At 57.9% G+C, this 14010-nt stretch carries 11 protein-coding genes; 6 read left to right on the forward strand and 5 right to left on the reverse strand.

The window, feature by feature from the left end; translation table 11 throughout:
- Positions 1 to 70: 70 nt before the first annotated feature.
- The 3 genes from AC6IY8_RS03350 to AC6IY8_RS03360 all read right to left on the reverse strand — a co-directional run bounded on the left by AC6IY8_RS03350 (position 71) and on the right by AC6IY8_RS03360 (position 2591).
- A complete protein-coding gene (locus tag AC6IY8_RS03350) occupies positions 71 to 940 on the reverse strand; it encodes a menaquinone biosynthesis family protein (protein WP_497777280.1) in 870 nt (289 codons plus the stop codon).
- Positions 941 to 1060: 120 nt separating this feature from the next.
- On the reverse strand, positions 1061 to 1225 hold the full coding sequence (locus AC6IY8_RS03355; protein WP_497777281.1) for a hypothetical protein: 165 nt from the start codon (positions 1223 to 1225) through the stop codon (positions 1061 to 1063).
- Positions 1226 to 1274: 49 nt separating this feature from the next.
- Positions 1275 to 2591, reverse strand: a complete 1317-nt coding sequence (locus tag AC6IY8_RS03360; protein WP_497777282.1) for an aminopeptidase P N-terminal domain-containing protein — start codon at positions 2589 to 2591, stop codon at positions 1275 to 1277.
- A gap of 155 nt (positions 2592 to 2746) precedes the next feature.
- Here AC6IY8_RS03360 and AC6IY8_RS03365 point away from each other — a divergent pair, with 155 nt between their 5' ends.
- On the forward strand, positions 2747 to 3271 hold the full coding sequence (locus AC6IY8_RS03365) for a GNAT family N-acetyltransferase (protein WP_497777283.1): 525 nt from the start codon (positions 2747 to 2749) through the stop codon (positions 3269 to 3271).
- Between the two features lie 211 nt (positions 3272 to 3482).
- Positions 3483 to 3701 carry a hypothetical protein gene (locus AC6IY8_RS03370; RefSeq protein WP_497777284.1) on the forward strand — a complete coding sequence of 73 codons (219 nt, stop codon included), beginning with the start codon at positions 3483 to 3485 and terminating at the stop codon, positions 3699 to 3701.
- Between the two features lie 89 nt (positions 3702 to 3790).
- Here AC6IY8_RS03370 and AC6IY8_RS03375 read toward each other — a convergent pair whose 3' ends face one another.
- On the reverse strand, positions 3791 to 5383 hold the full coding sequence (locus AC6IY8_RS03375; RefSeq protein WP_497778601.1) for a cellulose synthase family protein: 1593 nt from the start codon (positions 5381 to 5383) through the stop codon (positions 3791 to 3793).
- A gap of 82 nt (positions 5384 to 5465) precedes the next feature.
- Between AC6IY8_RS03375 and AC6IY8_RS03380 the strand changes: the two genes are divergently transcribed.
- Positions 5466 to 7076, forward strand: a complete 1611-nt coding sequence (locus AC6IY8_RS03380; protein ID WP_497777285.1) for a hypothetical protein — start codon at positions 5466 to 5468, stop codon at positions 7074 to 7076.
- A gap of 407 nt (positions 7077 to 7483) precedes the next feature.
- Here the strand turns inward: AC6IY8_RS03380 and AC6IY8_RS03385 are convergent, their stop codons facing one another.
- Positions 7484 to 8287 (reverse strand): hypothetical protein, encoded by an 804-nt coding sequence (locus AC6IY8_RS03385; RefSeq protein WP_497777286.1) that lies wholly within the window; start codon positions 8285 to 8287, stop codon positions 7484 to 7486.
- A gap of 354 nt (positions 8288 to 8641) precedes the next feature.
- Between AC6IY8_RS03385 and nifJ the strand changes: the two genes are divergently transcribed.
- The 3 genes from nifJ to AC6IY8_RS03400 all read left to right on the forward strand — a co-directional run bounded on the left by nifJ (position 8642) and on the right by AC6IY8_RS03400 (position 13976).
- Entirely contained in the window at positions 8642 to 12232 is a 3591-nt protein-coding gene (nifJ, locus tag AC6IY8_RS03390) for a pyruvate:ferredoxin (flavodoxin) oxidoreductase (protein ID WP_497777287.1), read from the forward strand.
- A complete protein-coding gene (locus AC6IY8_RS03395; protein WP_497777288.1) occupies positions 12232 to 13230 on the forward strand; it encodes a dihydroorotate dehydrogenase-like protein in 999 nt (332 codons plus the stop codon). The genes nifJ and AC6IY8_RS03395 overlap by 1 nt, the downstream gene beginning before the upstream one ends.
- Before the next feature lie 218 nt (positions 13231 to 13448).
- A complete protein-coding gene (locus AC6IY8_RS03400) occupies positions 13449 to 13976 on the forward strand; it encodes an REP-associated tyrosine transposase (protein WP_497778602.1) in 528 nt (175 codons plus the stop codon).
- Positions 13977 to 14010: the final 34 nt, after the last annotated feature.

Genomic DNA, 14010 nt, shown 5'->3' on the forward strand with positions numbered 1-14010 from the left:
CGTCGCCTCCAATGAAAAAAGCTCCGCGATGTATCACGGAGCTTCACACCTAAGATGCACTTGTTGAGCTTTACGCCTTTACCGTCTCGCTCACCCATTCAATCTTCACCGGATGAGGAATGATGCCTTTTTCATGACCCATCGTCAGCAGTTTCTCCACTGCTTCGCGGCCGTCGTCACCATAGTCCAGCGTGCGCTCGTTCACATACATGCCCACGAACTTGTCAGCATCATTCGTGTCCAGGTCGCGTGCAAACTGCATGGCATAGGCCAGCGCCTGTTCGCGATTGTCCAGCGCGTGCTGGATGCTGTCGCGCAGAGCCTTGCACACCTTCGCAATCAGCTCCGGTCCCAGCCCTTTCTTGATCGCGTTCGCGCCCAGCGGCAGTGGCAGACCCGTTTGCTCGCGCCACCACCTGCCCAGGTCAAGAATCTTGTGCAGGCCGCTCTTGTCATACGTCAACTGGCCTTCGTGAATGATCAACCCTGCGTCAAACTTGCCTTCCAGCACCGCCGGAATGATCTTGTCGAACGGCACCACTTCCGTCTCAACATTCGGCGCAAACAGCTTCAGCGCCAGCACCGCTGTCGTCAGCGTGCCCGGAATGGCGATCTTCACCTTCTTCACTTCGTCCAGCGTGAATTGCTTGGTCGCCACGATCATCGGACCGTAGCCATCGCCCACACTGCCGCCGCTCGGCATCAACGCATACTTGTCCTGCAAGTACGGATACGCATGGAACGAGATCGCCGTCACTTCGTAGTAGGCTTCCGAAATCGCCTTGTGATTCAGCGTCTCGATATCGCACAGCACGTGAGTGAACTTCAATCCCGGCACGCGAATCTTGTTCGTTGCCAGGCCGTAGAACATAAACGCGTCGTCCGAATCCGGACTGTGCGCAATCTTAATCTCCGTCAAATCAGTACCAACGCTGCTCATAAACCTTTTTTCCGGAGGCCTGTAGCCTCCCCCTTAGAAGTGCTTACTGCCATTCAAATCAAAAACGCTGGGTACAAAGTGCTCAACCCTGATTGCAACCGCCGCGATCCATCTGGCGCCTCATCGAGTGCCATTCTTTCGCGCCACATCTGCATCGGCGGCATGCTGTCCTTCGCTGCGCCGCGCCTTCAAGTGCCACCACACTCGAACCGCCACAGCCACCGCCACTCCAATCAGAGCTGCAGCCGACAGCATCAGAATCGCGAAAAGAACCTTGATGATCACAAGGCTCTAGTTTACCAGAGTAGAGCCTGCCCGCCTCACTTTTCCGGCGCTACTTGCGCATCGCCGCTTCTACTTCGTCTGCCGTATGTGGCAGGTCAGCCGTCAAATTCACCAGCTTACCCTGCTCATCCAGCATTACGATGTCTTCAATGCGCACGCCAATTTTTTCTTCGGGAATGTAAATTCCCGGCTCCACCGTGAACACGTCGCCCTTATCCACCGGACCGCTTCCCACATCATGCACTTCCAGCCCCACGCGGTGCCCCAGCCCGTGAATGAAGTATTTACCCAGCGGCTGCCCGTGCAAGTCTTTCCCGTGCGTGTTGATGTAGTCGAGCGCAACCTGGTATAGCGAGTCCGGACCCTTGTTGCCCAACGAACTCTTGCCCGCCACCACTGCCTTCATCGCTGCCTGCTGCGCGCCCAGCACAATGTCGTAAATCTCGCGCTGCCTCGGCGTAAAATGCCCATTCGCCGGAACCGTCCTCGTGATGTCGCTGGCATACATCGCATACTCGCCCGCCACGTCCATCACCACCACATCGCCATCGTGAATCTGGTTCGTGTTCGCCGAGTAGTGCAGCACCGTGGAGTAGAACCCTGCGCCCACAATCGGCGAATACGCCGGACGCTCGCATCCCGCATCTCCGTACTTGTACTGCATCAGCGCCGCGATCTGATATTCATACAGCCCCGGCTTCATCGCCTTGAATGCCGCGCGATGCGCCGCCTTCGATGCGTCCGTCGCGTGCCGTATGCGCTCAATCTCTCCCGCATCCTTGTGCTTGCGCAACTCGGCAATCACATCATCGACCCCAACAAAGCGCACAAATGAGGGCAGGGAATTGCTGCGCTTCAGCCACTCCATCGGCGTCGTCGAAGGAGTCGCCTCCGGAGCCTCGCTCGTTGCCGTGTAAACAATCCCGCGTGGTTGCGGCATGATCTGCTTCAGAATGTCGTGCATCTGATCCAGCGTCGCCACGCGATCAAATCCCGTAATCTCCCGCGCCTTCGGATCCTCGGCTCCCAGCTTGGGCCCCGTCCATTTCTCCTGCGTCAGATTGTGCGCCGGCAAGAACAGTACCTCCGAGTACGGCCGCGCCGGCGCATCTCCTTGCGCCTCCGCTGCCGGAGCGATCACCACCGCCGCCCCCGGCTCCGCCCACCCGGTTAGATAGAAGAAGTTGTTGTCCTGCCGAAACCCGTAAACCGCATTCGGTCCTTCCGACTCGGTCGCCGCAAACAGAATGGCCACGCCCCCATTCAGCTTTTCTGACAGGGCCACGCGCCGCGCGCGATAATCCGCCCCCGCCTGCCTGTCGAGTGCAAACCCCGACGCACCAAGAGCCACAATGCAGAGAATCAAAACACAAACCGAGGAGAGTAGTAGCCGCTTACAAGCTTTCATGGAAGCCGAGTATAACTGATGCCGTTGTTCTCTTGTGTTTCAGGTGTCATCCTGAGCGAAGCGAAGGACCCCTACCCACTCCTCAAATCCCACTGCGTTACCATTACCCACCAATGTACATAGAAACCCAACTCGACTGCGGCCCCTGCCTCCTCCGCCCTCTTCTCCCCGAAGACCTCCCTACTTTCTCCATCCACGCCAATAATCCCAACGTTGCCGCCTACCTTCGAGACCGCTTCCCCCACCCTTACACCCTCGCCGACGCGCAACGCTTCCTCGACTTCGCTGATCGCACCACCGAAGAATGCATCGCTGCGATCATCGCCAGCGGCGAAGCCGCCGGAGCCATCGGCCTTCAGTTCCGCACCGACATCGAGCGCTGCTCCGCCGAGCTCGGCTACTGGCTCGGCGAACCCTTCTGGGGAGGCGGTATTGCCACCGCCGCCATCCAATGCTTCACCGCATGGGCCATGCCCCGCTTCGATCTCACGCGCATCTATGCCGAAGTCTTCGACGCCAATCCTGCCTCCGCCCGCGTCCTCGAAAAAGCTGGCTTCCACTACGTCGGACTCCTTCGTAAGGCGGCCATCAAGCGCGGCACCCACCACGACTATCGCCTCTACGACCTCACCCGCTGAGTGAACGCCCCTCGCTACCGAGCTTCGCCCAAAATTAGCGGTGGAGGGTGGCCCAGAGTTGGCGTTTTTCCAACTCTGGGTCTATATCCCTAAACTCCTACTCCCAGTCATCACCCCGAACACATCTACGTGACAGCGATCACACCAGAGTTGATTGCCGTACTTCTCGGTGCCACCATGGCAGCCCTGATGAATCAGTGGGGTGAAGGCCATGAAAGAAGAAACACCGGAAGTGCAGAACGACCAGGTCTCTTGTGCTCGATGTGATACTCCAGTTTGCGGGCTCTCCGGCATCCCTCAGATCGCGGGAGAGTGCTCCACCATGGAAGGCATCCAGACCGAAAGTGAGATTGGAATCCAAGCGAATCTCGCAGACACCAAGCCTCTCAATCTCGAATGTGACTTCGTGGAGCCAGAACAGAAGAAATAGGATCGCAGCGTGAATCCGCTGCTTATATGCAAAAGCGCGCTCAACTTGAGTGTTGAGCGCGCTTTTCAGTTCCTTCAAGACCAGTGAAACTACACTCCCACCGGGAACGGCTTCACATGCTCTTCCTCGTTCACGCCCGAACTCCGCGAGAACATCTCAAACCGTCCTTGCAGCAGTGACATCAGCCCCGTGTACCAGTACCCATACACAAACAGGATGAGGAAGGGAACCGTCACATAGTTCTCGTTCGTCAGCGCATACCACACCATGCCCGCGAAGCACGTCCCAATCCCCAACTCGATCCACGGAATCACACCCAGCCGCTTGCGATACTTCTTTGCAGCTTTTACCGCGACTGTCTTCTCGCCCTTGGTCTTCACGCTGTATTTCGGAGTTCTCGCAAACGCCGTCTGCTTTCCCAGCAGAGCTTCAATCACGCCCTTCGAGTTCGTAATCGTCAGCCCAATCCCCAGTGCCATCAGGAAAGGCAAATAGAAGAATGTCCGCCACCATCTTCCGGGGAACAGCTCTTTTTGCGATACCAGGTAGAAGCTCGAGATCGAGAACGTCGATGCCAGGAACAGCGGCACGTCGATGTACATCATCTGGAACCAGCCCTGGTAGAAGCGGATCACCATCGCCGGCATCAGCAGCACCGACAGCACGATCATCAGCGGATAGCTCAGGTTCGCCGTCAGGTGATACCACGCCTCAATCTTTTCTCTTCGGCGCACATCCGACTTCATCACCTTCGGCAGGTCTTTAATTGAGCACTGGATCAGCCCCTTCGCCCAGCGCACCTGCTGAGTCTTGAAGGCCGTCATCTCAATCGGCAGCTCTGCCGGACACTCCACATCCTGCAGATACAGGAACTGCCAGCCTTTCAGTTGGCACCTGTAGCTCAGGTCCGTGTCTTCCGTCAGAGTGTCATGCTGCCATCCGCCGGCTTCTTCAATCGCCCTGATCCGCCACATTCCCGCCGTGCCGTTGAAGTTAAAAAACACTCCGGCGCGCGAGCGACCGCCATGCTCCAGCACAAAATGCCCATCCAGCAGAATTGCTTCCACTTCCGTCAGGAACGAGTAGTGCCGGTTGATGTGCGTCCAGCGCGTCTGCACCATGCCAATGTTCGGCTCGGCAAAGTGGTGGATCACCTTCATCAGCCAGTCGCTCGGAGGCGTAAAGTCCGCGTCAAAAATCGCCACAAACTCGCCTTTGGCCGTCTTCAGCCCGTTTTCCAGCGCTCCAGCTTTGAAACCCGTGCGGTCCGTCCTGTGAATGTGGACAATGTCATTCCCCATCGCCCTGTACCGCGCGACCACGTTTGCTGCCACTTCCACCGTCTCGTCCGTCGAGTCGTCGAGTAGCTGAATGTCCAGCAACTCCCGTGGATATTCGAGTTTGCAAATCGAATCCACCAGCCTGTCCACAACGAATTGTTCGTTGAAAATCGGCAGTTGAATCGTGACTCTAGGAAGCTGGGTAAAGTACGACTTCGGAGTAGTGGTCTTGTTCTTGCGATGCTTGTAGTACATCCAGACCAGTTGATAGCGATGGAACCCGTACGCGGCCAGGATGACGAGCACAATGAAGTAGGGAATCAGCAGCGCCAGATCAAATCCGTTCGCGTGATAAAGTCCTTTGAACGCAGGATTGGTCTGTTTCTGTAAGAACTGCACCACCGGGCTCGGGCGAGGTGCTAGCGCAAGTAAAGCCACACACTGAGTGATCAAGGGCGGATCCCTGAGAGCTGGATTAAGCCGGATGCAAAAGTTTCCCGGAAAATTCGATTGTACCCGAAGCGGCCTCCACCTCCCCACCGCAACCCTCTACATTTTCACCCTATTTACACTCTTGATGATGGCTCATGCCGCCTTCGCACAGGCCTCAGCAGCTCCATCTGCAGCGACTTCCATCGCCACCGCGCCTGCCGCCGAGTCTTCCATTTTCTATCCCGAGGTCGCCTACCGAAGCCGCACCACCTATTGCAATCCCTACTTCGGATTCCGCTTCCGCCTTCCCGCCGAACTCAAATCCGAGCCCATCATGCTCCCCGTGCAGTCCGCCGGAAAGCACATGCTGCTCGCCACGCGTCTCATTCGCCTCGACCGCACCGCCGAACTGTTCATCTCGGCCTTTGAAGATCGCTCCTCCGATCACGTCGAAGATGATGCCGCGCACCAAGCCGCCACCACGCGCCTGCACGAAGCGCATGAGCAAGGTCTCACCACCTCCGGCCCCAACCGAATTTCCGTTCAGAATCACGAACTCCATCGCATCCGCATCAGCGGCGACTCCCAAGGCCTTGGCGAGGAGAGCAGCTATTTCTTCTTCCTCCGCGGATACGTCATCCACATCGCTCTGTTCGCCCACGAACTCGATCTCGCCGACTCTTTCGACTCCATCCTCAAACAGATCGAATTCTTCGAGCCCCACGTCTCCGCCTGCAACGCATCCGCCCCCAACACGTCCGCGTCGAACGCATCTGCCCCCTCGCCAGCCGAGCCCTCCGCCGTCGCATCTCCCAACTCAACCACGCCCGCGAATGCCACCGAAGCCGCCTCCCACCTTGCCTCTACCGCTCCCACCAGCACTAAACCCGCTTCAGTCGAGAAAGCCGCACCAAAGTCCTCGAAAGCCACCGTGTCCTCCAGGAACTCTTCCCCTTCAGACGCCGACTCCGACTCTCCTTCTCGCATCTACTACGGCCCTGCCTTGCCCACCGACATGGTCGACACCATCATCAAGCGCTCGCCCGGCTCCAACATCCCGAGCGGCCAGTTTGCCCGCGGAAACTTCTTCAGCCCCGAGCTCGGCGTCCGCGTCGTCCTCCCCGCCGGATGGCAGCCTCTTCCCAACGAAGAGGCCTACCACGTCACCGAACTCATGCGCGATCCCACGTCCGACCGTGCCATCACCGACCGCCGCCGCGCCCTCTTCCGTGCCTGCTCGCGCGTCATTTTCACTGCCCACGAACCCGGCACCGAACTCATCCCGCTCGTTCATCCCATGATGGCCATTGCCGCCATGCCTCGCGGCTGCGTGCCCGACATGGAAATGCCCACCTCCGCCGAAGACCGCACCGCCTCCGAGGATTTCGCCACCATCCTCCTGCGCTCACTCGGCGTCATACAACTGAATCGAGGCAGCATCCAGCGCACCGCCTCCGGACGCCTCATCTTCCACCTCGACGGCGCGCTCCCTTACCAGATTCCCAACGAAAAACTTTCGCGCCGCCTGAGTCTCCGCGTCTCTGCCACCTCGAGCGGCCCCTGGCTCATCTTCATCTACTCCGTCACGCCCAGCCCCGCCGCCCAGCGCGACCTCGAATTCCACATCGCCGTCACCACTCCCGACACCCTCGCCGCAAAATAGCAATTGCCAGTAGATGATCAGGAGCTTGCCGGGTGCCTGTAGCGGTGCTGTAGGTGTTGTAGCGGTGCTGTAGGTGTTGTAGCGGTGCTGTAGGTGTTGTAGCGGTGCTGTAGGTGTTGTAGCGGTGCTGTAGGTGTTGTAGCGGTGCTGTAGGTGTTATGGCGGTGCTGTAGGTGTTGTAGTGGTGCCCCACCTCTGCCCGTCGTTGGCAGAGGTGGGTGTTTTGCATTTGCTCTTGCTCTTGGTTTTGGTTTTGCAGTTGCACTTGCCTTTAAGGTGTCATCCTGAGCGAAGCGAAGGACCTCGGGGTTGCAGTTGCACTTGTAGTTGTTGTTGCTCTTGCTTTTGCCTTTGCTCTAAGTCTTGGTGGCCCAGAGTTGGCGATTTCCAACTCTGGGTTCCCGATGCTACTTCGCCGCGTCCTGACTTTCCTGCTTCTCCGCGACCCACGTATCCGTTGTTCCTCGACGATTATCTTGGCTCACGATCGTCATCGACTTCGCATCCGGATTCAGCGTGACCTTCGACGTTCCCGTCACCTCTCCATTGCGCTTGTACGTCTCGATGAACGTGTGATCGTCCACCTTTTTCAGCGAAACCGAATTCGTCCCCGGATCGCCGTGGAACGGATAATCCTTGCCATCGAATTTCGCACTGTAGCTCTCGCCGGTCTTGGCTTTATAGTTCACGCCATCGCCGGTCAGTTGATAGCTGAACGTCAGTCCATTGTCCGAAACCGAATCGAAGCGCTCTGTCCTCCACGAACCTGAAACCATATTGGCGCCCTGCTCCGGTTCTCCTACTCGCGTGTAGTATCCCGTAGCCGTCACCGCCTGGTCGCTTCCCATCGGATGCCCTTCATACTTCTGCACCATCTGTTTGCCGTCATCCGACACCGTCAGCGTGTCGCGGAACACGATTTTGCCGCCCCGCATTCCTACGCGCTCTACTGTGTTGTTGCTCAGAATCTTGACCTGCTCGCTGTCCACATAAGGCGAGCCCTCGACCTTCTGCGGAGAGCCATCGGCCTTGATGTTCACCTTCGGGTCGCAGGTCTGGCAGCTATACATACCGTTTTTGAACTCATACACCTGCGGCTTTTGGTCAACTTTCGTTTTGTTCAGGTCAATACGCCATGTGCCGTCGATCCCGCTCTGGGCGACTGCAAGCATGGGCAACATCAGCAGCATGAACCCTAGAACTTTTCTCATTTTGTCCTCTCCTACTCTCGTGTAAGTAGTTGTTCGTTGGCTGGCGCAGTGCTGGCACAGCCGCTATCTGGCATTTGGGACGAGGCGACACATTCTGCTTTCGTCGCAAACTGATGCCGCTCCTCAGGCCACTGTTGCGTACTTGCGGCGGAATTCCAGAGTTGTTCGTTTCGTATTTGGCCCTGCCCACATCAACCTTGGAAAATTCTCACCTCTGGTTGTGAGTTTCGTCACAGCCTACCAACCTGTCTGACGAGTTAAATCCACGGTGGGGATATTTGCATTCAAAACTGAAGTCGCTGCCAGGGAGCACTTTTTGGGTGCGTCTCCGCTCATCTACTGGAGGGCCGATTTATGAATCGGATCAAAGTGACCTTAGACGGCAATGAAGCCGCCGCCTATGTCGCGCACAAAACCAACGAAGTCATCGCCATCTATCCAATCACCCCCTCATCGCCAATGGGCGAGTTCAGCGATCAGTGGTCCTCGGACGGTAAGCCAAACATCTGGGGCTCGGTTCCGCAAATCATGGAAATGCAGAGCGAAGGCGGTGCCATCGGGGCGCTGCATGGTGCGCTGCAAGGTGGAAGCCTAGCGACGACGTTCACATCCTCGCAGGGTCTGTTGCTCATGATTCCCAACATGTACAAGATCGCCGGTGAACTTACCTCCTGCGTTCTTCATGTTGCTGCCCGTTCCATCGCTGCCCAGGGACTCTCGATCTTCGGCGACCATCAGGATGTAATGGCTGTACGCCAGACCGGTTGGGCTCTGCTCGCCTCCAATAACGTGCAAGAGGTCATGGACACTGCGCTCATCGCACAAGCAGCTACGCTTGCTACGCGCGTGCCCTTCGTCCACTTCTTCGACGGATTCCGCACCTCGCACGAAGTTACCAAGATTGAACAGCTCACGCTCGACGACATGCGCGCCATGATTCCCGAGGATGCTGTCCGTCAGCACCGCGCCCGCTCTTTGTCGCCTGATCGTCCAGTTCTCCGCGGCACTGCCCAGAATCCTGATGTTTACTTCCAGGCGCGCGAGACCGTGAACCCCTTCTACGAGGCAGTTCCGGCCATCCTGCAGCAGACCATGGATCGCTTCGCCCAGATCGTCGGACGCCAGTACAAGCTTTACGAATACGTTGGAGCCCCCGATGCCGATCGCGTCATCATCCTGATGGGTTCCGGCTGCGACATCGTCGAGGAGACGGTGAACAAGCTGCTCCAGAGCGGCGAAAAAGTCGGCGTCCTCAAGGTTCGCCTGTTCCGTCCGTTCTCCGCCGAGCACTTCCTCTCCGCGCTTCCCATCACTGCGCGCACCATCGCCGTTCTCGACCGCACCAAGGAGCCCGGCTCCATCGGCGAGCCGCTCTATCAGGAAGTCCTCACTGCGCTGGCCGAATCCGTTGCCTCCGGCAAGCTCGGCAACATGCCGCGCATCGTCGGTGGCCGCTACGGTCTATCGTCCAAGGAGTTCACACCTGCGATGGTCAAGGCCGTGTACGACAACCTCGCACAGGCCACTCCGCGCAATCACTTCACCGTTGGCATCAACGACGACGTTTCGCACACCTCGCTGCCTTACGATCCCAGCTTCTCCACCGAAGATCCCAAGACGGTTCGCGCCCTCTTCTACGGACTCGGTGCTGACGGCACCGTAGGCGCCAACAAGAACTCCATCAAGATCATCGGCGAAGACACCGACAATTACGCGCAGGGCTACTTCGTGTACGACTCCAAGAAGTCGGGTTCCATCACGACTTCGCACCTGCGTTTCGGACCCAAGCCGATCCACTCCAGCTATCTCATCTCGCGTGCGAACTTCGTGGCCTGCCACCAGTTCACGTTCCTTGAGCGCGTCAATGTTCTCAAGCATGCGGATGAGGGTGCCGTCTTCCTGCTCAACAGCCAGTACGGCAAGGATGAAGTTTGGAATCACCTGCCCCGTCCCGTGCAGAAGCAGATCATCGACAAGAAGCTGAAGTTCTACGTCATCGATGGATACAGCGTGGCCAAGGAAACCGGAATGGGCCAGCGCATCAACACCATCATGCAGACCTGCTTCTTCGCCATCAGCGGTGTTCTTGAGCGCGACGAAGCTATCGCCGCCATCAAGAAGGCCATCAAGAAGACCTACGGCAAGCGTGGCGAAGCCGTCGTGCAGAAGAACTATGCTGCCGTCGACTCCACTCTTGAGCACCTGCATCGCGTCGAGGTTCCTGCCGCCACCTCCAGCACGCTTGAGCTTCGTCCCCCGGTTCCCGCGCAGGCTCCTGGCTTCGTGCAGGATGTCCTTGCTCCGATGATCTTTGGCGCCGGCGACGATCTTCCGGTCAGCAAGCTTCCCATCGATGGCACTTATCCCACCGGCACCGCGCAGTGGGAAAAGCGCAACATCGCACTCGAAGTTCCTGCCTGGGACGAGTCGCTTTGCATCCAGTGCGGCAAGTGCGTTCTGGTCTGCCCGCACGCTGTCATCCGCGCCAAGCTCTATCCCACCGATCTGCTTGCCTCTGCGCCTGAGAGCTTCAAGTCCGCTGCTCCCAAGTGGAAGGGCTTTGAGAGCTACAAGTACACTCTCCAGGTCGCTCCCGAGGATTGCACCGGTTGCGCTCTGTGCGTCGAAGCCTGCCCGGCTAAGTCCAAGAGCGAAGCCAAGCACAAGGCCATCAACATGGTGCCCCAGCCCGAGATTCGCGAGCGCGAAGCCCGCAACTGGGACTTCTTCCTGAGCCTGCCCGAGATCCAGCGTGACAAGCTCTCCACCACGCAGGTCAAGGATGTTCAGCTCCTCCAGCCGTTGTTCGAGTTCTCCGGCGCCTGCTCCGGATGCGGCGAAACCCCGTACATCAAGCTGCTCTCACAGCTCTACGGCGACCGCACTGTCATCGCCAACGCCACCGGATGCTCGTCCATCTATGGCGGCAACCTGCCCACCACGCCCTACACCTTCAATAAGGACGGACGTGGTATCGCATGGTCCAACTCTCTGTTTGAGGACAACGCCGAATTCGGTCTCGGCCTGCGCCTCTCTCTCGACAAGAACCGCGACTACGCTCGCGAGCTGCTGGTTCGCCTCGCTTCCAAGCTGCCTGAAGAACTGGTGAAAACCATCCTCGGCGCCAACCAGCGTGGAGAAGCCAACATTGCCGCGCAGCGCGTTCGCGTTGCCGAACTCAAGAAGCTCATTGCTGGCATCGATGCTCCAGAAGCCCGCGCCCTGCTCGATGTTGCCGACAACCTCGTTGACAAAGCTGTCTGGATCGTCGGTGGCGATGGTTGGGCCTATGACATCGGTTACGGCGGCCTCGATCACATCATGGCCTCCGGACGCAACGTCAACGTGCTGGTCCTCGACACCGAGGTGTACTCCAACACTGGCGGACAGATGTCCAAGTCCACTCCGCGCGGTGCCGTAGCCAAGTTCGCTGCTGGCGGCAAGAATCGTCCGAAGAAGGACCTTGCTCTCATCGCCATGAGCTACCCGGCTTACGTTGCTCGTGTCGCCATGGGTTCCAGCGATATGCAGACGCTCAAGGCATTCAATGAGGCTGAGGCCTTCGACGGTCCATCTATCATCCTTGCCTATAGCCACTGCATCGCGCACGGCTACGATCTGGTCCACGGACTCGATCAGCAGAAGGCTGCGGTTGCCTGCGGACACTGGCCGCTGTTCCGCTACAACCCCGAAGCTCCTGCCGGTCAGCCAAACTTTGTGCTCGACAGCAAGGCTCCGAGCATTCCGCTCGAGCAGTACATATACAACGAGACGCGTTACACCATGCTGCGCCAGTCCAATCCCGAGGCGGCGAAAGAGCTGCTCGTGCTTGGTCAGCAGGACGTCAACGATCGTTGGAAGCGTTACGAAGCACTAGCTGAGAAGGCCAGCGCAGCCGTTGCCGAGAAAGCCGCTGCTGCCGCTGCCGCGAAGGGAGCACAGTAATGATTGATCTGACGACTCAGTATCTCGGATTCAAACTGCGCAATCCGCTCGTTGCCTCCGCCTCGCCTCTGTCGAAGGAGATCGCAAATCTCCGCCAGATGGAGGATGCCGGAGCCGCGGCCGTGGTTCTGCACTCGCTCTTCGAGGAGCAGATCAACATCGAGTCCAACGAACTCGATCGCTTCCTGTGGGAAGGGTCGGAGGTCGGTGCAGAAAGCACTTCGATGTATCCCGATCTGCACAATTACAACCTTTCGCCTGATGGCTACCTCGAGCACATCCGCCAGGCCAAGCAGTCGCTGGAGATTCCCGTTATCGCATCGCTCAACGGTGTCTCCCGTGGCGGCTGGGTCAGCTACGCTCGCGAAATGCAGCAGGCCGGTGCCGATGCCATTGAGCTCAACGTTTACTTCGTCCCTGCTGATCCTTTGGCCAGCTCCGACGAAATCGAAAAGCTCTACCTCGACCTCGTCACCCAGATCCGCAGCACCGTAACGATTCCTGTTGCGGTGAAGGTCGGCTCGCAGTTCAGCTCTTTCGGCAACATGGCACAGCGCCTTGAAGCCGCCGGAGCCAACGCCATCGTGATCTTCAACCGTTTTTACCAGCCGGATTTCGACCTGGAAGCGCTTGAAGTCAAGCCAGCGTTGACGCTATCCACTAGCAGCGAACTGTTGCTGCGCCTGCACTGGGCTGCCATGCTCTACGGCCACATCAATGCCGACATCGCCATCACCGGAGGCGTCCACACCGCCGAAGACGTGGTGAAGTCCATGATGGCCGGAGCGAAAATCACCATGCTCGCCTCGGCTCTTCTTGAGAACGGCGTTGGCTACTTCCGCTCTCTGCGCAATCAACTGGAAGCCTGGCTCGACAAGCACGAATACACGAGCATCCAGCAGATGCAGGGCAGCATGAGCCACCGCAACGTTCCCAACCCGAAAGCCTTCCAGCGCGCCAACTACATGAAGGTGCTCTCGAGCTACGCTGGCAAATAGCCAAATCGCAACAACTGTTCCACTCGGAGCGGCCCCTGGCCGCTCCTTTCTTTTGCTCCAGCAGTTAAGTAGGGCAAAACAGAATCGGGATAGAAGAAAGAACAGAGGAAATCAGAATTGGTGCCCCACCTCTGCCATCTTTTGGCAGAGGTGGGTGTTTTGATGTCGTCTTGACGGGCTCCCTTGGAGAACCACTTCACCCCTGCTACCATTCACCCGTGACGTACCGGCTCAATCGCTATCAACAATCCGGTCAAACTCACTTCCTAACCTTCAGCTGTCACAAGCGAGAACCCCTACTGAATCATCCAGAACTAAAACAAATTTTTCTAAAGAGTTTGGAGCGAATGCGCGTTATATACGACCTGCGCGTATTCGGATACGTCCTGATGCCCGAACATGTGCACTTGCTCATCTCCGAACCGCAGGAAAGGGAGTTGTGGCGAGCCATAGCTGCGCTCAAAGTTTCTGTTGCTATGCAGGCTCGATCTCTTCACATCTCTCCCCTCTGGCAGTCCCGCTACTACGATCGCAACATCCGCGACCACGATGAGTTCACCGAAAAGCTCCGCTACATCCACCGCAATCCTGTGAAGCGTGGACTCTGCGAATCCGCGATTGACTACCCTTGGAGCAGCTTCCTTCACTACGCCATCGCTTCGAATTCTCCGGTCGAAATCGAATCCCAATGGACCGCCGACCGCCGTGCCGGACACGAACCAGAGGTTCTCATCCCTCTCTCCTGATATGATGTTCCGTTTGCTGATTCACCTCAGGAGT

The sequence above is a fragment of the Koromonas soli genome, assembly GCF_059726265.1.

Bases quoted from the DNA above. Each gene is read 5' to 3' on its own strand.
- AC6IY8_RS03370 (WP_497777284.1), top strand. From the start codon at position 3,483: ATGAAAGAAGAAACACCGGAAGTGCAGAACGACCAGGTCTCTTGTGCT.
- AC6IY8_RS03350 (WP_497777280.1), bottom strand. From the start codon at position 940: ATGAGCAGCGTTGGTACTGATTTGACGGAGATTAAGATTGCGCACAGT.
- AC6IY8_RS03385 (WP_497777286.1), bottom strand. From the start codon at position 8,287: ATGAGAAAAGTTCTAGGGTTCATGCTGCTGATGTTGCCCATGCTTGCA.
- AC6IY8_RS03365 (WP_497777283.1), top strand. From the start codon at position 2,747: ATGTACATAGAAACCCAACTCGACTGCGGCCCCTGCCTCCTCCGCCCT.
- AC6IY8_RS03380 (WP_497777285.1), top strand. From the start codon at position 5,466: ATGCAAAAGTTTCCCGGAAAATTCGATTGTACCCGAAGCGGCCTCCAC.
- nifJ (WP_497777287.1), top strand. From the start codon at position 8,642: ATGAATCGGATCAAAGTGACCTTAGACGGCAATGAAGCCGCCGCCTAT.
- AC6IY8_RS03395 (WP_497777288.1), top strand. From the start codon at position 12,232: ATGATTGATCTGACGACTCAGTATCTCGGATTCAAACTGCGCAATCCG.